This window comes from Enterococcus sp. AZ079 (genome assembly GCF_050547255.1).
Lineage (GTDB): Bacteria > Bacillota > Bacilli > Lactobacillales > Enterococcaceae > Enterococcus_D > Enterococcus_D casseliflavus.
In genome coordinates this window covers 2,704,570-2,723,667 of sequence record NZ_CP172955.1, presented here as the reverse complement: position 1 = coordinate 2,723,667, position 19,098 = coordinate 2,704,570, and the positions used below count along the sequence as shown (strand labels likewise).

At 44.5% G+C, this 19,098-nt stretch carries 16 protein-coding genes and 1 other annotated feature; of the genes, 13 read left to right on the top strand and 3 right to left on the bottom strand.

Annotation, left to right across the window (positions count from 1 at the left end; genetic code table 11):
* Window positions 1-25: 25 nt before the first annotated feature.
* From IGJ15_RS12965 to IGJ15_RS12925, 9 genes are all read left to right on the top strand, one after another.
* Window positions 26-1,168, top strand: coding sequence for a cysteine desulfurase family protein (locus tag IGJ15_RS12965; protein WP_074934654.1), 1,143 nt, complete (start codon window positions 26-28; stop codon window positions 1,166-1,168).
* Window positions 1,169-1,215: 47 nt separating this feature from the next.
* Complete coding sequence (thiI, locus tag IGJ15_RS12960; protein WP_005225147.1) at window positions 1,216-2,424, top strand: tRNA uracil 4-sulfurtransferase ThiI; 1,209 nt, start codon at window positions 1,216-1,218, stop codon at window positions 2,422-2,424.
* A 154-nt stretch (window positions 2,425-2,578) separates the two neighbouring features.
* A complete protein-coding gene (locus IGJ15_RS12955) occupies window positions 2,579-3,232 on the top strand; it encodes a redox-sensing transcriptional repressor Rex (RefSeq protein ID WP_015509044.1) in 654 nt (217 codons plus the stop codon).
* A gap of 65 nt (window positions 3,233-3,297) precedes the next feature.
* Window positions 3,298-3,789 carry a thiol peroxidase gene (gene tpx / locus IGJ15_RS12950; protein ID WP_231472837.1) on the top strand — a complete coding sequence of 164 codons (492 nt, stop codon included), beginning with the start codon at window positions 3,298-3,300 and terminating at the stop codon, window positions 3,787-3,789.
* 57 nt (window positions 3,790-3,846) lie between these two features.
* Window positions 3,847-4,081: a binding site (T-box leader), on the top strand.
* A 953-nt stretch (window positions 4,082-5,034) separates the two neighbouring features.
* A complete protein-coding gene (locus IGJ15_RS12945; protein ID WP_428210925.1) occupies window positions 5,035-7,680 on the top strand; it encodes a valine--tRNA ligase in 2,646 nt (881 codons plus the stop codon).
* 147 nt (window positions 7,681-7,827) lie between these two features.
* Window positions 7,828-9,141: a bifunctional folylpolyglutamate synthase/dihydrofolate synthase gene (locus IGJ15_RS12940; RefSeq protein ID WP_231472842.1), complete on the top strand. Its 1,314-nt coding sequence runs from the start codon at window positions 7,828-7,830 to the stop codon at window positions 9,139-9,141.
* Window positions 9,134-9,808 carry an HAD family hydrolase gene (locus tag IGJ15_RS12935; RefSeq protein ID WP_231472843.1) on the top strand — a complete coding sequence of 225 codons (675 nt, stop codon included), beginning with the start codon at window positions 9,134-9,136 and terminating at the stop codon, window positions 9,806-9,808. The genes IGJ15_RS12940 and IGJ15_RS12935 overlap by 8 nt, the downstream gene beginning before the upstream one ends.
* An 83-nt stretch (window positions 9,809-9,891) precedes the next feature.
* Window positions 9,892-10,584, top strand: a complete 693-nt coding sequence (radC, locus tag IGJ15_RS12930) for a RadC family protein (RefSeq protein WP_005225154.1) — start codon at window positions 9,892-9,894, stop codon at window positions 10,582-10,584.
* 199 nt (window positions 10,585-10,783) lie between these two features.
* Entirely contained in the window at window positions 10,784-10,984 is a 201-nt protein-coding gene (locus IGJ15_RS12925; RefSeq protein ID WP_005225155.1) for a cold-shock protein, read from the top strand.
* 144 nt (window positions 10,985-11,128) lie between these two features.
* Here the strand turns inward: IGJ15_RS12925 and rnjA are convergent, their stop codons facing one another.
* Complete coding sequence (gene rnjA / locus IGJ15_RS12920; protein WP_005225156.1) at window positions 11,129-12,808, bottom strand: ribonuclease J1; 1,680 nt, start codon at window positions 12,806-12,808, stop codon at window positions 11,129-11,131.
* A gap of 1 nt (window position 12,809) precedes the next feature.
* Entirely contained in the window at window positions 12,810-13,022 is a 213-nt protein-coding gene (locus IGJ15_RS12915) for a DNA-directed RNA polymerase subunit epsilon (RefSeq protein ID WP_005225157.1), read from the bottom strand.
* 401 nt (window positions 13,023-13,423) lie between these two features.
* Between IGJ15_RS12915 and IGJ15_RS12910 the strand changes: the two genes are divergently transcribed.
* From IGJ15_RS12910 to IGJ15_RS12900, 3 genes are all read left to right on the top strand, one after another.
* Entirely contained in the window at window positions 13,424-15,157 is a 1,734-nt protein-coding gene (locus IGJ15_RS12910) for an ABC transporter ATP-binding protein (protein WP_010747462.1), read from the top strand.
* Window positions 15,154-16,911: an ABC transporter ATP-binding protein gene (locus tag IGJ15_RS12905; RefSeq protein WP_231472845.1), complete on the top strand. Its 1,758-nt coding sequence runs from the start codon at window positions 15,154-15,156 to the stop codon at window positions 16,909-16,911. Before IGJ15_RS12910 ends, IGJ15_RS12905 begins: the two co-directional genes overlap by 4 nt.
* Window positions 16,912-16,973: 62 nt before the next feature.
* Complete coding sequence (locus IGJ15_RS12900; protein WP_231472846.1) at window positions 16,974-17,567, top strand: gamma carbonic anhydrase family protein; 594 nt, start codon at window positions 16,974-16,976, stop codon at window positions 17,565-17,567.
* Window positions 17,568-17,628: 61 nt separating this feature from the next.
* Here IGJ15_RS12900 and clpP read toward each other — a convergent pair whose 3' ends face one another.
* On the bottom strand, window positions 17,629-18,219 hold the full coding sequence (gene clpP / locus IGJ15_RS12895; RefSeq protein WP_005225161.1) for an ATP-dependent Clp endopeptidase proteolytic subunit ClpP: 591 nt from the start codon (window positions 18,217-18,219) through the stop codon (window positions 17,629-17,631).
* A 175-nt stretch (window positions 18,220-18,394) separates the two neighbouring features.
* Between clpP and IGJ15_RS12890 the strand changes: the two genes are divergently transcribed.
* Window positions 18,395-18,913, top strand: coding sequence for a hypothetical protein (locus tag IGJ15_RS12890; RefSeq protein WP_005231097.1), 519 nt, complete (start codon window positions 18,395-18,397; stop codon window positions 18,911-18,913).
* Window positions 18,914-19,098: the final 185 nt, after the last annotated feature.

Here is a 19,098-nt window from a genome sequence, read left to right as displayed (position 1 = left end):
TTTTTTTAGAGAAAGGGTCCTATCATTGATCTATTTTGACAACAGTGCAACAACCGCTATTTATCCACAAGCTTTAAATACATATGTCCAAGTCAGTCAGCGAATTATCGGCAATCCCTCAAGCCTGCATGATTTAGGAAATCAAGCCAATCGTCTGCTGCAGCAATCTCGTCAGCAGATCGCCGATCTGTTAAACGTTTCTTCCAAAGAGATCGCATTTACCAGTGGGGGAACTGAAGGAGACAACTGGGTCATCAAAGGGTCTGCTTTAGCGAAAAAAGCCTATGGGAATCACCTGATTATTTCCAGTATTGAACACCCTGCCGTCAGTGAAACAGCGGCTCAATTAGCCGAGTTAGGGTTTGAGGTCAGTGTGGTGCCTGTCGATGCCCAAGGCTTTGTCAACGTGTCTGAATTAGCAAACATGATTCGCAAAGAAACGATTTTGGTTTCGGTGATGGCGGTCAATAATGAGGTAGGGTCGATCCAACCGATCCATGAGATCGCAGCTGTGCTAGCGGACCACCCAACGATCCATTTTCATGTAGATGCCGTCCAAGCCATCACAAAGGTGCCGCAAGAACAATGGTTCAATGAGCGGGTCGATTTTGCCGTGTTCTCTGCGCATAAATTTCATGGACCTCGTGGCGCAGGCTTTATCTATTGGAAACAAGGTCGTAAGCTGGCGCCATTGATGACCGGCGGTGGGCAAGAGCAAAACCAGCGCAGCGGTACCGAAAACGTACCAGCAATCGTTGCTATGGCAAAAGCCCTACGTTTAGCGACAGAACAAAAGGCTGAAAAGCCGAACCATGTTCAATTATTAAAAGGCTATTTGCAAGAAGCACTGGCTGGGTACGAAAAAGTCACGCTTTTTTCTGGCACAGAAGGGTTTGCGCCGCACATACTTTGTTTTTCATTAAAAGGAATCCGAGGAGAAGTCTTAGTCCATGCCTTTGAAGAAAAGCAGATCTATCTTTCGACGACGAGCGCTTGTTCCTCCCGTAAAAAGATGGCCAGCAGTACGCTTCATGCGATGCACGTTCCAGAACAGTTAGCAACATCGGCTGTTCGTATCAGTTTAGATGAGAGCAATACAATGGCAGAAGTCGAGCAGTTTCTGATCGTCTTCCACCAGTTGTACCAAAAATTTTCGAAAATCAATTAAGCACGACAGACCACTATAAAATCAATCCAAATCAAAGGAGTTTTCTCGTGAATTATTCAGAAATCATGGTTCGTTATGGCGAACTGTCAACAAAGGGCAAAAATCGTCGTAGTTTTATTATGCAATTAGCTTCAAACGTCAAACGTACCTTAGCAGATTATCCCCATGTCAAAGTTCATGCCGAGCGAGATCGCATGCACTTGCTATTGAACGGTGAAAACAGCCAAGAGATCATTCCTAAGCTGCAAAAAGTCTTTGGGATTCAAAACTTTTCCCCCAGCATTCGGGTCGAAAAAGATATCGAAGTATTAAAGAAAGCCGTTCAAGACGTCATGGCAGAGATCTATACGGGCGTTGAGACCTTTAAAATCACAGCCAAGCGCAGTGATCATTCGTTTGTGCAAGATAGCAACCAGTTGAATTTGACCTTAGGGAATGCGGTGATCGACCGTTTTCCTGATATCAAAGTCCAAATGAAAAAACCAGACATCAATTTGCGTGTAGAAATACGGATCGATGGTGCTTATTTGTCTTATGAAACGATCCAAGGAGCCGCTGGGCTGCCAGTGGGCACCAGTGGAAAGGGAATGTTGATGCTTTCTGGCGGTATTGATTCGCCAGTCGCAGGCTACTTTGCCATGAAACGCGGCGTTGAGATCGAAGCGGTCCATTTTGCAAGTCCTCCTTATACGAGTGAACAAGCGTTGCAAAAAGCCAAAGATTTAACGAAGAAGCTTGCGCCTTATGTGGGAAGCATCCAGTTTATCGAAGTTCCGTTTACAGAAATCCAAGAAGAAATCAAAAATCGTGTGCCACAAGGCTATTGGATGACCATCACCCGTCGGATGATGCTGCGTTTGACGGATGCGATACGAGAAGCTCGTCATGGCTTGATCATCTTAAATGGTGAATCATTAGGACAAGTGGCTTCACAAACTTTGCATAGCATGGTCGCCATCAATGAAGTAACCAATACGCCGATCGTGCGCCCAGTGGCAACGATGGACAAATTGGAAATCATTGAAGTTGCCGAAGCCATTGATACCTTTGAATTATCAGTTCAGCCATTTGAGGATTGCTGCACAATCTTTGCACCTCCTCAACCAAAGACGCGCCCAAGACTGGATAAGGTCCACCAATATGAAGAACGTCTCGATATCGAAGGGATGATGGAACGTGCGATGGCTGGGTTGAAACTGGAAGCAATCACGGCAAATCAAGAAAAAGCAGCAACGGAATTCGCTGAATTTTTATAATAAAACCCCGATTTTAATGTTACGACCACAACTGTTTTTTAACATTTGTGGTCGTTTTTCATCGAGTGAGAGAGTTTGTGAATATTTTCTTGCTATTGAAAATGGAACATGCTACACTCAATATGTGAATCATTTAACAAGGAGGGTGGACAGGATGGAAGCATTAAGAGATAAAAAACTTCCGAAAGCGACGGCAAAACGTTTGCCAGCTTATTTACGACACTTAAAATTACTGGATGCCTCTGGTATTCAGCGAATCAAATCGAAAGAGTTTGCAGAAATCACGCAAGTTCCTTCGGCCACGATCCGCCGAGATTTTTCTCATCTAGGAGAATTGGGCAGAAGTGGCTATGGCTATGATGTTCCCTATCTGATTGAGGTATTGAGCTATATCTTAGAAACCAATGAAGAGAAAAAAATCGCCTTGATTGGTTATGGAAATTTAGGAAAAGCGTTAGCCAACAACAATTTTCGCAGAAATGAAAATCTTTCCGTGGTCGCGGTTTTTGACAATGATCCAGAAATGATTGGTCAGACCATTAGTGGGCGTTATGTCTATGGAATGGATCAATTGGCGGAAGTCGTAGCAGATAAAGGGATCACCGTAGCGATTTCGACCGTTCCTAGCCGTTATTCACAAATGGCGATCGATGCGATCGTGGATGCTGGGATCACAGCGATTTTAAATTTTGCCCCTGATCCCGTCATCGTGCCAAAAGACGTCAATATCCAATACATTGATTTGACGACAGAATTGCAAACATTGATCTTTTTTGATACGACCTACTCGCAAAAATCGAAAGTCTGAGCAAATCCTTTTCGTTTTTTGACAATCTTTCTTATACTGGGAGAAAATGCTATAGGAGAGATGTTATGCAAGTTACACGCAAAGAAACGGTTTATGAGATGCCTGGCAACCAACCAAAAGTAGGGGATAAAGCAGCTGATTTTCGCTTGAAAAGTTTAGAGGACAAGGAATACACACTGACTGATTTTTTAGGAAAACCAACGATCATCAGCGTGGTTCCCGATATCGTGACACGCGTCTGTGCATTGCAGACCAAGCGTTTCAACCAAGAGGCAAGTCAATTGGATGACATCCATTTTGTCACGATTTCTAACAATACAAAAGAAGAACAAGCGCAATGGTGCGGCCAAGAAGGTGTCGACATGATCATGCTTCATGATCCGGCGAATACCTTCGGTGAGGCCTATCAAATCATGATCCCAGACTTCGGTCATTTTGCCCGAGCAATTTTCGTTTTAGACCGTGAAGGCGTGATCCAATACGTTGAGATCGTGCCTGAGATCTCCCACGAACCGGATTATCAAGCAGCCATTGATGCTGCGAAAGCAAACCTCTGATTGACTTTCAAAAAAGTTCATTGTAGAATGTAGCAAGATGAAACAAGAATCTATGATAGCAAGACAATGTTCAAGAGGAGTATCAGTGACCCTGGCGGTCAGAGAGAAGTCGGTCGGTGCAAGACTTCCCCAGACACTGAAAAGGTAGCTTGAAGGTCTTTGATCCGAACCACGGTTTGTTTCTTGCAGATAAAGCCGCACAGTAAGATCAAGCGCGTCGTGAACGTTACCTCACGTCAAAGTGGCAGAGCAATCTGCAATTTAGGTGGTACCGCGTATCAGCGCCCTAATGCCTCGGCATTAGGGCGCTTTTTGCTGTGAATCACTGCGAGTGGCCCACAAAGTGGGACAGAGCAGATGATGAACAGTACTAGGCGACCGTAGGGAGCGTAGTAACCATACTAGGAATCACAATGAGTGGCCCACAAAGAGGGACAGAGCAGATGATGAACAGTACTAGGCGACCATAGGGAGCGTAGTAACCAAATTAGGAATCACAATGAGTGGCCCACAAAGAGGGACAGAGCAGATGATGAACAGTACAAGGCGACCATAGGGAGCGTAGTAACCATACTAGGAATCACAATGAGTGGCCCACAAAGAGGGACAGAGCAGATGATGAACAGTACTAGGCGACCATAGGGAGCGTAGTAACCAAATTAGGAATCACAATGAGTGGCCCACAAAGAGGGACAGAGCAGATGATGAACAGTACAAGGCGACCATAGGGAGCGTAGTAACCAAACTAGGAATCACAATGAGTGGCCCACAAAGAGGGACAGAGCAGATGATGAACAGTACTAGGCGACCATAGGGAGCGTAGTAACCAAACTAGGAATCACTGCGATTGGCTTGCGGAGCAAGACAGAATAGATGATGAACAGTACTAGGCGACCATAGGGAGCGTAGTAACCAAACTAGGAATCACTGCGAGTGGCTTGCGAAGTAAGACAGAATAGATGATGAACAGTACAAGAAGTCATCAAAATTGGTTCACGAAGCGAGTCAGATCGGTTGCCAAAAACCCTAAGACATAATAGAGGATCACGGAAGTGTGCCTTGACCTCTGTAAGCAACGTTTTTTTTACGAGCAACACGCGTGGCGTCAACAAACAGCTGATAATCATCTCTACCACGGCACTAATCCTGAACGATTCAAACATTGTCATGCTTTACCCAGCAACAGGCACAAAAAAACCACACCAACCATTACGTCTAAAAAACGTAACTTTAGGAGGACCAACTATGACAGAAACTGAAAATCTATCCACCAAGTACAATCCCCAAGAAGTAGAAGCGGGGCGCTACCAAGATTGGTTAGAACATGACCGTTTTAAACCAAGCGGCAACAAAGAAGCAAAACCTTATTCTATCGTGATTCCACCACCAAACGTAACAGGAAAATTGCACTTAGGTCATGCCTGGGATACCACGTTACAAGACATCATCATTCGTCAAAAACGGATGCAAGGGTATGACACCTTATGGCTACCAGGTATGGACCATGCCGGGATCGCTACCCAAGCCAAAGTAGAAGAAAAGCTGCGGGAACAAGGGATTTCTCGCTATGACCTTGGTCGGGAAAAATTCGTTGAACAAGTATGGGATTGGAAAGAAGAATATGCCGGTCACATTCGGGAACAATGGGCGAAACTAGGCTTATCCCTAGACTATAGCCGTGAACGATTCACGTTAGATGATGGATTATCCGAAGCGGTTCGTAAAGTTTTCGTGACGCTATATGAAAAAGGCTTGATCTATCGTGGCGAGTACATCATCAACTGGGATCCGCAAGCCCGCACGGCATTATCTGATATTGAAGTGATCCACAAAGACATCGAAGGTGCTTTTTACCATATGTCTTACGAATTAGCAGATGGCAGCGGTGTGGTGGAGATCGCAACGACTCGTCCAGAAACGATGCTGGGGGATACAGCAGTCGCGGTTCATCCAGAAGATGAACGTTATCAAGCATTGATCGGTAAAAAAGTGATCTTGCCTTTGGTCAATAAAGAGATCCCAATCATCGCAGATGAGTACGTGGACCAAGAATTTGGAACTGGGGTCGTAAAAATCACTCCTGCCCATGACCCGAATGACTTTGAGGTCGGTAACCGCCGTGACCTACCACGGGTCAATGTCATGAATGATGACGGAACAATGAACGACTTAGCAGGTACTTATGCAGGCATGGATCGTTTTGCTGCTCGTAAGCAAATCGTGAAAGACTTAGAGGCGTTAGGTCGTCTGATCAAAATCGAAAAAATGGTCCATAGTGTAGGGCACTCAGAACGGACAGGCGTAGTAGTCGAACCTCGTTTATCGACACAATGGTTCGTAAAAATGGAACCATTAGCAAAACAAGCCATCGACAACCAAGAAACCGACGATGCGGTGGACTTTTATCCGCCACGTTTCAACCAAACATTCTTACGTTGGATGGAAAATGTCCATGACTGGGTGATCTCTCGTCAGTTGTGGTGGGGCCATCAAATCCCAGCTTGGTACCACAAAGAAACGGGAGAAATGTATGTAGGACTTGAAGCGCCAGTGGATGCCGAAAATTGGCAGCAAGATCCAGACGTATTGGATACCTGGTTTAGTTCTGCTTTATGGCCGTTTTCAACAATGGGGTGGCCAGATGAAAACAATGAAGATTTCCAACGCTACTTCCCAACGAATACATTAGTGACCGGATACGACATCATTTTCTTCTGGGTAAGCCGTATGATTTTCCAAAGCTTGGAATTTACTGGCAAACGACCATTTGAAAATGTCTTGATCCACGGATTGATCCGTGATGAACAAGGTCGCAAAATGAGTAAGTCGCTTGGAAATGGGATCGATCCGATGGAAGTCATTGAACAATACGGTGCCGATGCATTGCGTTGGTTCTTATCAAATGGCTCTGCACCGGGACAAGATGTGCGTTTCAGCTATGAAAAAATGGATGCCGCTTGGAACTTCATCAATAAAATTTGGAATGCTTCCCGTTTCGTCTTGATGAATGTCAGCGAAATGACTGCCGAAGACATTGATTTTTCTGGTGAAAAATCAGTGGCGGATCGTTGGATCTTGACGCGCTTGAATGAAACGATTGAAAAAGTCACTGACCTTTTTGAACGCTTCGAATTTGGGGAAGCGGGTCGTCAATTATACAACTTTATCTGGGATGACTTCTGTGACTGGTACATTGAAATGTCGAAAGAAACCTTATACGGTGACAATGAAGCAGCGAAACAAGTCAATAAGAGCATCTTAGTCCATGTTCTTGACCAAATTTTACGCTTGTTGCACCCAATCATGCCATTTGTTACAGAAGAAATCTGGAGCAAACTGCCGCATACAGGGGAATCATTAGTCGTTGCTGAGTATCCACAAGTGGCACCAGAATGGACCGATGAAAAAGCGGCGCAAGGGATGGAAGTGTTGAAAGAATTGATTCGTTCGGTTCGAAACATCCGTGCAGAAGTAAACACACCACTTTCGAAACCAATCACTTTGCTGATCCAAGCAAATGAACCTGAGATCGAAGAATTCTTGATCGCCAACAAAAACTATATCGAACGCTTCTGTAATCCAGAAGAACTAGAAATCTCTAACAGCTTACAAGCCCCTGAATTGGCGATGTCAGCTATCCTATCAGGTGCGACGATCTACTTGCCGTTAGCTGGGTTGATCAACATTGAAGAAGAAATCGCGCGTTTGGAGAAAGAACTAGCGAAGTTCACCCAAGAAGTTCAACGGGTACAAGGCAAACTGGCGAATGAACGCTTCGTTGCCAATGCACCAGAGGAAGTCGTAGCACAAGAACGCAGCAAAGAAGCCGATTATCTTGAAAAACAAAAAGCAGTCCAAGAACGGATCGAGCAATTGCGCACGATTCAATAGGAAGCGTCGACTGTCTGCAAACAAGCATCTCTTGTAGATGCTTGTTTTTGCGTAATCGATAGAAACCGTCAAACAAATTTCTCGTTTAAAGGAAAGAAATTGGGAAAGCTGTGGGATTTTTGATAAAATAAGAGCGAGGTGAAGGAGATGACAAGCGAAGAAGCAACAGCGTGGATCCATTCGCGTTTGGCATTTGGGCAAAGACCCGGATTGATGCGTGTCGAAGCATTATTAAAACGAATGGGCAATCCTGAAAAAAACATAACCATGATCCATATCGCCGGCACGAATGGCAAAGGATCAACCGTCAGCTATTTGCGCAGTCTTTTAGAAGAAGCTGGGCAGCAAGTGGGGACTTTTACTTCCCCGCACATTGAAGCGTTCAATGAACGGATCGAAATCAATGGACAATTTATATCAGATGAGGATTTGGTCGCTTGGGTGGAGAAAATCCAGCCGCTGGTTGCTGAAATCGATCGTGATGAAACCCTGACGGGCATCACTCAGTTTGAGATCATTACTGCCATGGCGTTAGGCTATTTTGAAGAAAAAAAGGTCGATGTTGCGATAATGGAAGTTGGCCTAGGGGGACTTTTAGATAGTACCAACGTTATTTCCCCGATGTTGACAGCGATCACGACGATCGGCATGGATCATATGGATGTCTTAGGCGATACCATTGAAAAAATCGCTGCCCATAAGGCGGGGATCATCAAGCCACAAATTCCCCTTGTGACTGGCAATATCGTTGAAAGCGCGCTTTCGGTGATCGATTTGAAAGCTGCAGAAGCACAGGCACCTGCGTATCATGCAGGGGAAGAGTACCGTGTGACCTATCGTCATCCTGATGAAGAGTGGGGCGAATTGTTTGATTTTGAAAATGAGCATGGCAAAATCAAAGGCTTGAAAACGCCGATGTTAGGCCGCCATCAACCAGAAAATGCCGGTGTTGCAATTCAATTGTATAGCCTGTATTGCGACCTGCGGCAGCTGCCGTTTTCAGTCAAAGAAATTCGCAATGGGTTAAGAAAGGCCTATTGGCCCGCCCGAATGGAACGAATCAGCAGTGAGCCACTAGTGATTATCGATGGTGCCCATAACGTACATGCCATGGCTCGTTTAGTAGATACAATGAAAGAAGAGTTCAGCGACTATCGCATCCATGTGCTGTTCTCAGCCTTAGAAACCAAAAACGTCAATGAGATGCTTCAGCAATTGCTGGCAATTCCGCAAGCCGAGATTTATTTAACGACCTTTGATTTCCCAAAAGCATTGCATTTAGCAGACGGCTATCAGGAACTAGATGAAAAACGAATCTCAACCGTCTCTTTATGGCAGTTTGGTTTGGCAGAATTATTAGAAAAAATGACCAATGAAGATTTGCTGCTGGTGACAGGATCGTTGTATTTTGTTTCAGAAGTTCGTGAATTGTTGTTGGCAATAGGAGGAAGAAATGGCTAAGTTACGTGGTGTGATTTTCGATATGGACGGCTTGATTTTTGACACGGAGCTGCTCTATTACCAAGCAACTCAAATCGTGGCGGATCAAATGGGGATTCCCTATACAAAAGAGTTGTATTTAGCTTATGTGGGGGTCTCGGATGAAGAAGTCTGGGCAGCTTACCATGAGCGCTTCGACGAAGCCTTTGGCTATCAAATGATCGAAGACTTTATCCAAGCGGCTTTTCAGCAAACGCTGGAAATGTTCCAACGGGGCGAGGCTGAATTGAAGCCGGGCATCCACGAGTTATTGCATTATCTTGATGAGAAAAAGATTCCCCGAGTGTTGGCGTCTAGCAACCAGCGCAAAGTGATCGATACCTTGCTGGAAGCAGCAGGCTTAACGGCGAAATTTCCTGAGATCGTCTGCTTTGATGATGTCACACGGGCAAAACCAGATCCTGAGATTTTTGAAAAAGCCCACGCATTATTGGCGGTACCAAAAGAAGAATTGGTGATCCTTGAAGATTCGGCTAACGGTATTCATGCTGCTCATGGGGCAGGGATCTCAGTCATTATGATTCCCGATTTGATCGCGCCGACGACCATCATTGAAGAAAAAGTCTTGAAAGTCTTACCATCACTAGAGGATGTCTCAGATTTTCTAGAAACCGCCTTTTCAATCTAACTGTGATTTTTTGCGCACCTGATTCATGAAATACTCTCTCCTTTGCGTATCTTTTATTAGACCGACGCAAAGGAGTTTTTTTTATGATCAATGAAACAGTGATTCCCCAAAGCTCGTTTCCCCGAGAGCGTTTAGTAGAATATGGAGTCGATGCCCTTTCGAATCAAGAATTATTGGCCATTTTGCTGCGAACTGGCTCACGTCCTCTGAATGTCCTCGAGTTAGCGGCCAGTGTCTTGAATCGTTTTCAAGAATTGTATGAATTAAAGCAAGCGACGATCGATGAATTACAAGAAATTCGCGGCGTCGGACAAATCAAAGCCATCGAGATCAAAGCGATGGTTGAATTAGGTGTGCGAATCCAGCGCTCCGCTCAACCAAAGTACGGTAAGGTCAACTCTAGTATGGCGATCGCCCATCAGTTGATCCAAGAGTTGAAGGATTGTCGTCAAGAGCATTTACTAGGGCTTTATTTGAATACGAAAAATGAGATCATTCAGAAAAAAACGATCTTCATCGGATCGTTGAATCAGTCTATCGCTCACCCACGGGAGATTTTTCATTGGGCGGTACGTTACAGTGCCGCCCGAGTGATCGTCGTCCACAACCATCCCAGCGGCAGTCCCCAAGCCTCAGAGGCAGATCTGCTGTTTACACGCCGCTTGATCAAGTGCGGAGACTTGATGGGGATCGACATACTGGATCATTTGATCATTGGCGACAATGCCTATGTCAGTTTGCGAGAAGAGGGGCTGTGGCAACAGGAAGACGTGTGAAAATAAGCCGAGTTTGCGAACATTATTAAAAATAAAGGTGAATTGTCTAATCGTCTGTCTTGCAAAAAAATACGGGCAAGTGTAAAATATTATTGTAATTTTGTTTGCTGAATAGATGTTGAAACGCACGTTAGGCCTCTATCGCACAAAGGCAATGTTACACACAATTAAGTGCTTATGCACGAGGAGGTTTTTTTTAATGGAACAAGGTACAGTAAAATGGTTCAATGCTGAAAAAGGGTTTGGTTTTATCTCTCGCGAAGACGGTACAGACGTATTTGTACACTTTTCAGCGATCCAAGGTGAAGGATTCAAAACTTTAGAAGAAGGTCAAGCAGTAACTTTCGACGTGGAAGATTCTGATCGTGGACCTCAAGCAGTTAACGTAAACAAAGCGTAAGCTTTCAAACAAACTGCCAGTAAGAGCACTTTGAAATCAAAAACCCCAAAAGACCATCGATTCGATGGTCTTTTTTTTGCTTTTTATAACGGAAAGGAAAAAGGGTAGTTCTCAGTAACCTGAGAACTACCCTCGCATGTGAGACTATAAATCGTCCGGCGTCATGATCATCGAAAGGATCATTGGATGACGCTCGGTTTTTTCAAATAGGAATGGCTGTAACGCCGAAGACATCGCTTCTCTTAATTTGTGTTCTGTTGGGTCTGGTTGGTTCAAGACTTCCCGCAATGCACGGAAGAGGATCTGCTGTGCTTCATTGATCATCTCGCCAGATTCCCGCATATAAACAAACCCACGAGAAAGGATATCTGGTCCAGCAAGGACTTCTTTCTTCGCTACATCGACTGTCGCGACTGCTAAGACGAGGCCTTCCTCTGAAAGAATGCGACGATCTCGTAAGACGACATTTCCGATATCACCGATACCGCTGCCGTCAACATAAACATCATTGGCATTGAAATGACCAGCCAAGCGAGCGGTATCCGCTGTTAAGGCCAACATGTCACCATTTTCCATAATGAAACAATTTTCTTTTGGTACACCGACATCTTGTGCCAACTGGGTGTGGATGTTCAGCATCCGAAATTCCCCATGGACAGGCATAAAGAATTTTGGCTTCATTAGACGCAACATCAGTTTTTGTTCTTCTTGGCCACCGTGACCAGAAGTATGGATGTTGTTCAATTTGCCATGGATCACGTTTGCGCCAGCTTCCAACAATAAGTTGATCAGCTGATTGACACTCGTGGTATTTCCTGGGATCGGTGAGCTTGAGAAAATCACGGTATCATCTGGGTGAATTTGGATTTGACGGTGAGTCCCGTTGGCAATCCGACTCAAAGCAGCCATTGGCTCTCCTTGAGAACCCGTACAAAGGATCATGGTTTCGTTTGCAGGCAAACGGTTGATCTCATGAGATTCCACAAAGGTTCCATCTGGCACCTTGATATAGCCAAGGCGCTGTCCGTTGACGATTGCATTTTCCATACTGCGTCCAAAAACGGCGATTTTACGTCCAGTCGCAACCGCCGCATCTGCAGCTTGTTGGAGACGGAAAATGTTGGAGGCAAAGCTGGCAAAAATGATCCGACCATCGATTTTTTCAAAAATCTTTTGGATCGAGCTGCCGATCGTTTTTTCTGATTTGGTAAAGGTCGGAATTTCTGCATTGGTACTATCGGAAAGGAGGCAAAGGACGCCTTCTTCACCAATTTTTGCCATTTTGTGCAAGTTTGCTGGTTCGCCCACAGGCGTAAAGTCAAACTTGAAATCGCCAGTTGCGACGATATTGCCAGAAGGCGTTTTGACAACGACACCTAAAGCATCAGGGATACTGTGGGTCGTTCTAAAGAAGCTGATGGATGTTTTACGGAAACGAATCACCGTATCTTCATTGATTTCGTGTAATTCCGCGTCCCGCAATAAGCCATGCTCATCTAATTTGTTGGTGATCAAAGCAAGTGCCAAGGGTCCCGCATAGATCGGGATATTGGCTTCCCGCAACAAGTAAGGGATTCCGCCAATATGGTCTTCGTGACCATGAGTGACGATCAAGCCTTTGACTTTCGGTAAATTTTGAACGATGTAGCTATAATCGGAAATGACATAGTCGATCCCAAGCAGTTCATCTTCGGGGAATTTGATTCCCGCGTCAATTAAGATGATCTCATCTTGGAATTGAACCCCATAACAGTTTTTTCCGATTTCGCCAAGTCCACCGACGCCGAATACGCCAGTCTCATTATTTTTCAGCGAAACTTTCATCTTAAAACTCCGCTAATTTGAAATCAGCGTTTTCTTTTTCGTAAGCTAAATGTTTTTCATCTAGTTCTTGAACGAACTCGATGTTGTATGGGGTATTTTGTTCAACCAGACGGCGTGCGATCACTGCATCGTCTGCTTCAATGTACAAAGAGTGGGTTTGTTCTCTCTTTGGGTTGCGGTCTTTTGTTTCTTGGTAATAAATTTTGTAAATCATATCTTTTCTCCTTTATCTGCTTTTCGCAGTAGTCTATTTGGTTGATGAATTCGCTGCATCACAAAATCGAGGTCCGAATAAAGTGACCTGAAAAGAAGGCTTCGAGAGCCGCTGCATGCTTTTTTCAGACAATCGTTGTGAGAAAAAAGAGAAAGCCTCGTCTTTGCTTTCCAAATGTCGTCATAAAAAATTCACCGGGTTTGTAAGTCGTTCCACTACAAGTATCCCTAGTTTATCACAGAAAAACGAATAAGTATAGAAACACGTCGTTTTGAAAAGGCTTACTGAAAGAAAATGAAAGGACTATCGCTGAAGTTTGCTTTTTTTCGTTGAAAGTGCATTACAATAAGAATATTCCTATGCTATAGTAGAAGTAATGAAGTAAAAAAGGAGGGGATTTTTTGAAATTAATGTGGCACTACACGATGAGAAACAAGAAACTGCTGGTTTTTAATTTCATCTGTGTTTTTGGTTTTATTTTGATTGAATTAGGTTTGCCGACGTTATTGGCAAGAATGATCGACAAAGGGATCGCCGCTGGTGATCGCGACTACATATGGAAAATGGGTGCGGCGATGATCGCGATCACCATTGTGGGGATCACGATGAACATTTTGTTAGGCTATTTCACGTCACGTATCACCACTAACATTGTGGCAGATATTCGTGACGATCTTTTTGAAAAAGTCCAAGGCTATTCACATACCGAATATGAAAAAATCGGGGTTTCATCATTGATCACCCGTGTGACCAATGATGCGTATCAAATCATGCTGTTTATGCAAAGCATCTTACGGACAGGTTTGATGACACCCATGATGTTTGTGGTCAGCTTGTACATGGTCATGCGGACAAGTACACAACTAGGGTTGTATGTTTTGGGGGCATTGCCGATATTGCTGATGGCCGTCATCGCCATTGCCAAAATCTCGGAACCCTTATCCACTAAACAACAAGCCAATCTAGATAAAATCAATGGCATCTTGCGGGAAAATCTCTCTGGTTTACGAGTGATCCGTGCCTTCGTCAATGAAAAATTTGAAGAAAAACGCTTTGGCAAAGTCAATCAAGCCTATGCTTCTAGTTCTCGCAGCTTGTTTCGCTTGATGGCAACGGCACAACCAGGCTTTTTCTTCTTATTCAATATCGTGATGATTTTGATTATTTGGACGGGAAGTATTCAAATCGATCAAGGGCAACTGCAGGTCGGTGACTTGATTGCATTTATCGAATACATCTTCCATGCGCTGTTTTCTTTCATGCTGTTTGCGACTGTCTTTACGATGTATCCACGAGCGGCGGTTTCTGCTCGTCGAATCCAAGAAGCGTTAGATGCGACTTCTGAAATCAAAGAGCCAGAACAGCCAGTGACAGAAACTAAGACGAAAGGCTTCTTGGAATTCAAAAATGTTACCTTTGCTTATCCAGGACATGCTCAAAGTCCAGTGATCCGTAATGTTAGCTTTACCGCTTCACCAGGGGAAACCGTGGCGTTTATCGGTAGTACTGGAAGTGGAAAATCAACCTTGATCCAATTGATCCCACGTTTTTACGACGTCAGTGAAGGCCAAGTTTTGGTGGATGGTGTTGACGTTCGGGATTACAGCTTAACGACGTTGCGCAACAAGATCGGGTTTATCCCTCAAAAAGCGTTGCTATTTACAGGGACGATCGCAGAAAACCTACGCTATGGGAAAGAAGATGCCACGCAAGCAGAGCTGGAACGAGCAGCCGAGATTGCGCAAGCGGCAGATTTCATTTCTCGCACACCAGATGGCTTTGATGCTCACTTGGCAGAAGGCGGAACCAACTTCTCTGGCGGACAAAAGCAACGCCTAGCGATTGCCCGTGCGGTGATCCGCCAACCAGAGATCTATATTTTTGATGATAGTTTTTCTGCATTGGATTACCAAACGGATGCAAAATTGCGGGCACGCTTGAAAAAAGAAACCACAGAATCGACCGTTTTGATCGTTGCTCAACGAGTAGGAACGATCATGAATGCCGATAAGATCGTCGTCTTGAACGAAGGCGATGTGGTTGGCATCGGCACCCACAAAGAACTGCTGCAAACTTGTCCAGTATACTACGACATTGCGGCGTCACAATTATCAGAGGAGGAGTTGGCACAATGAAAGCAATCTCTTCTTTAAAACGGTTAGGTGCTTACATCAAACCGTACAAAGTACAATTTATCCTAGTCTTGCTGTTTACTGTTGCAACCGTCGGCTTCAATGCGGCAATGCCGTATGTTTCTGGATTACCGACGACAGAGATCAGCCGCAACATCGCTGCTGGCGAAGGCGTTAATTTTGATTACGTGATCCTTTGCTTGATCTGGATCGCAGTCGTTGGTGTCGGTTACTGTTTCTCGCAATTGATGTCAGGGCTGCTGATCACCAACGTTGTCCAATCTGCGATGCGAGATCTGCGGCAAGACATTGAAGAAAAAATCAATCGTTTGCCCGTTTCTTACTTCGACCGTAACCAACAAGGGAATATCTTGTCACGGGTGACCAATGACGTGGATGCCGTCAGCGGTGCGATGCAGCAAGCCTTGATCGGGATCGTCAATGCCTTCTTAGGAATCGTTATGGCGGTTTCCATGATGTTTTACATCAATACCTACATGGCATTGGTTTCATTGATCATGATCCCAGCCTCCTTATTGATTTCTCGCACGATCGTCAAAAAGTCGCAAAAAGACTTCCAAGGCATGCAAAATGCGTTAGGGGATCTGAACGGCTACGTACAAGAAAACATGACTGGATTCAGTGTGTTGAAAGTGTATGGACGGGAAAAGCAAACACTTGAAGGGTTTAAAAATGTTAACCACCAGTTGCGCTATTACGGCTTTCGTTCTGCTTTTGTGTCAGGCTTGATGATGCCGCTGGTGCAAATGACCGCTTACTTTACCTATATCGCAATGGCAGTCATGGGGAGCTTTTATGTGATCAGCGGCGTGATCGTTGTTGGTCAGCTGCAAGCGTTCATTCAATACATTTGGCAAGTCAGTCAGCCAATGGGGAACATTACCCAGCTGTCCTCCGTCTTGCAAAGTGCCTCAGCAGCAGCAAAACGGGTCTTTGAAATCTTAGATGAGGAAGAAGAGCCAGTCAATCAAACCGATATCCAATTGCCAGAACAAATCAGAGGCGACGTGACCTTTGAACATGTCGGCTTTGCCTATGATCCGAAAAAACCGTTGATCAACGACTTGAACTTTGAAGTCAAAGCTGGACAAACCGTGGCGATCGTGGGACCAACAGGTGCTGGGAAAACCACCTTGATCAATTTGTTGATGCGTTTTTATGATGTCAATGAAGGGGCCATCAAGATCGACGGCATCGACACGAAGAAGATGGAACGTCACGATGTTCGGTCACTGTTTGGGATGGTTTTACAAGATGCATGGTTGTATGAAGGCACGATCGGCGACAACATTCGCTTTGGGAAATTAGATGCCACCGATTATGAAGTCGTTGATGCAGCGAAAACCGCCAACGTCGATCACTTCATTCGCACGATGCCAGACGGCTACGAAATGATCATCAACTCTGAAGGGGACAATGTCTCCTTGGGGCAAAAACAATTGTTGACCATCGCTCGGGCAGTCATCTCTGATCCGAAGATTTTGATTCTCGATGAAGCCACCAGTTCGGTGGATACCCGCTTAGAAGCGCTGATTCAAAAAGCAATGGATAAAGTGATGGAAGGTCGTACCAGCTTTGTGATCGCCCATCGTTTGTCAACGATTCGTGAAGCAGATCTGATCTTAGTGATGGATCAAGGGTCGATCATTGAAAAAGGCAATCACGAAACCTTGTTGGCAGCTGGCGGCTTTTATAGCCAACTGTACCAAAGTCAATTTTCAGAAGAAGCCGAGTAAGCCCAAAAGAGCGTCCAGTCTGACTGGCGCTCTTTTTGCATTGTCGCAAGGGTGATGCTATAGTGAAAAAAGAAAGCGCAGATCCGTTTATGGATTGGAAGGAGAAGTTGATGGACAAAGAACAATCAGGGAATGAAACCCACAAAACAGTTTCGCCAGCCTCGTCGCAAGGAACACCTTGTTTTGTGGCAAAAAATGCGACGATCGTAGGAAACGTGACTCTAGGAAAAGAGAGTACGGTCTGGTTTCAAGCAGTGATTCGAGGCGATGCCAATCGCATCGAAATCGGCGCGCGTACCAATATTCAAGATGGAACGATCATCCACGTTGATCACGATGCCCCGACGATCGTGGAAGACGATGTGACTGTTGGGCATCAGTGTATGCTTCATGGCTGTACCATCAAAAAAGGGGCGCTGATCGGCATGAGCTCGATTGTTTTGAATCATGCAGTGATCGGTGAAAATAGTTTGTTAGGTGCTGGTTCGTTAGTAACGGAAGGAACCGTCATTCCGCCCAATGTGTTGGCGTTTGGTCGTCCTGCACGAGTGATCCGTCCGTTGACAGAAGAAGAAATCGCCAAAAATCAGGCAAACATCACGCATTACGTGGAAAATGGGTATGCTTACCAACAGGGCGAATATGGTGAAGTCTGACGCCGAACCAAAAGACGCAAAAAGGTGTACGAATTGCTTCGTACACCTTTTTTATGCAAGCTTATTTCAATTTGTTTGATTCCATGATCTCGTCGATCAAGCCGTAATCTTTGGCTTCTTGTGCGGTCATGAAGTTGTCGCGATCGGTGTCGCGTTCAATCACTTCGATTGGTTGACCAGTACGTTCTGACAAGATTTTGTTCAGACGTTCGCGGGTTGCCAAAATGTGGCGGGCAGCAATTTCGATCTCAGTTGCTTGTCCTTGTGCGCCACCTAATGGTTGGTGGATCATGATCTCTGCATTTGGTAATGCAAAGCGTTTGCCTTTTTCACCAGCGGTTAATAAGAATGAACCCATAGAAGCAGCCATCCCCATAACGATGGTTTGGACATCGGCTTTGATAAAGTTCATGGTATCAAAGATCGCTAGACCAGCAGTAACGCTTCCGCCAGGCGAGTTGATGTACAAGTAGATGTCTTTTTCAGAATCTTGCGCGTCCAAGAATAAAAGCTGAGCAATGATCGAGTTTGCTAAGTCATCGGTTACTTGACCACTCAACATAATGATCCGGTCTTTTAATAGACGAGAATAGATGTCATACGCTCTTTCACCGCGAGATGATTGTTCAATGACTGTAGGAATTAAATTCATAGTGATAGTCCTCCTAAAAATCGTTATAGATATAGTTTAGCATAAAGTTTTCGCAATATCTAAGAGATAGTATACCGATTAGGTCAAGAAAGGTCAAATAAAAAGTTCGTTATCTTTTTTGCGAAACTTTCAAATATGATACAATATGAAAAAAGGAATGAGGAAGGATCGAAGAATGGCAGTAGCAATAGCAGGTTTGATCGGCGTCTTAGTAGGCGCATTGTTAGTAACCATCATTTTTAATTTACGCATTCGGTATGAGGAACAAAAAGAAAAACAACGCCGTTTGTTGGAGCATAAAGTCAAAGAAATCGAAACGTTGGTTTTATTGAATCAAAAAATCAGTGAGATTCTACAAAAACGTGTCATGCTGATGGATGAGTATGTCAGCTTTGATGCCTTTGACGACTGTTATATCACCATCGATGATTTTGCCTATCTACAATCTTTTGCGGCGCAAAACAGTTTTTATCTACCGAATTTTTTCTTGGAAGAATTTTTCAAAAAAATCGGAACACGTCGGGTGATTTTATCCCCAGAGGAAACTGTTAAAATCGGTGGGTATACCTATAAAGGCGGTCGGATCATTATGGAAAATTTCCTTGATCAATTAGTCGAAATGGTCAATGAGCGTAAAACCCAAATGAAAAACATGACGAGCGAACCGTTGACCTATTTTTCAAAAACGATTTGATTCTACTGGTCAGCCGTTTTCCTTGGTTAAGGAACCAAACCAGAGTATCGACGGTTGCGCTTTTTTAACTGATCACACACACTCTTACTGCGATCATAGTAAGGGTGTTTTTCTTTGACCGAAACAAAGCGTTATTATTCATTAAGAGGATCGAAACAAACAGAGGCTTTTTGGTTCTAGGAGAT

Bases quoted from the DNA above. Each gene is read 5' to 3' on its own strand.
- IGJ15_RS12945 (WP_428210925.1), top strand. From the start codon at position 5,035: ATGACAGAAACTGAAAATCTATCCACCAAGTACAATCCCCAAGAAGTA.
- radC (WP_005225154.1), top strand. From the start codon at position 9,892: ATGATCAATGAAACAGTGATTCCCCAAAGCTCGTTTCCCCGAGAGCGT.
- IGJ15_RS12935 (WP_231472843.1), top strand. From the start codon at position 9,134: ATGGCTAAGTTACGTGGTGTGATTTTCGATATGGACGGCTTGATTTTT.
- tpx (WP_231472837.1), top strand. From the start codon at position 3,298: ATGCAAGTTACACGCAAAGAAACGGTTTATGAGATGCCTGGCAACCAA.
- IGJ15_RS12890 (WP_005231097.1), top strand. From the start codon at position 18,395: ATGGCAGTAGCAATAGCAGGTTTGATCGGCGTCTTAGTAGGCGCATTG.
- IGJ15_RS12940 (WP_231472842.1), top strand. From the start codon at position 7,828: ATGACAAGCGAAGAAGCAACAGCGTGGATCCATTCGCGTTTGGCATTT.
- IGJ15_RS12925 (WP_005225155.1), top strand. From the start codon at position 10,784: ATGGAACAAGGTACAGTAAAATGGTTCAATGCTGAAAAAGGGTTTGGT.
- rnjA (WP_005225156.1), bottom strand. From the start codon at position 12,808: ATGAAAGTTTCGCTGAAAAATAATGAGACTGGCGTATTCGGCGTCGGT.
- IGJ15_RS12955 (WP_015509044.1), top strand. From the start codon at position 2,579: ATGGAAGCATTAAGAGATAAAAAACTTCCGAAAGCGACGGCAAAACGT.
- IGJ15_RS12905 (WP_231472845.1), top strand. From the start codon at position 15,154: ATGAAAGCAATCTCTTCTTTAAAACGGTTAGGTGCTTACATCAAACCG.
- IGJ15_RS12915 (WP_005225157.1), bottom strand. From the start codon at position 13,022: ATGATTTACAAAATTTATTACCAAGAAACAAAAGACCGCAACCCAAAG.
- clpP (WP_005225161.1), bottom strand. From the start codon at position 18,219: ATGAATTTAATTCCTACAGTCATTGAACAATCATCTCGCGGTGAAAGA.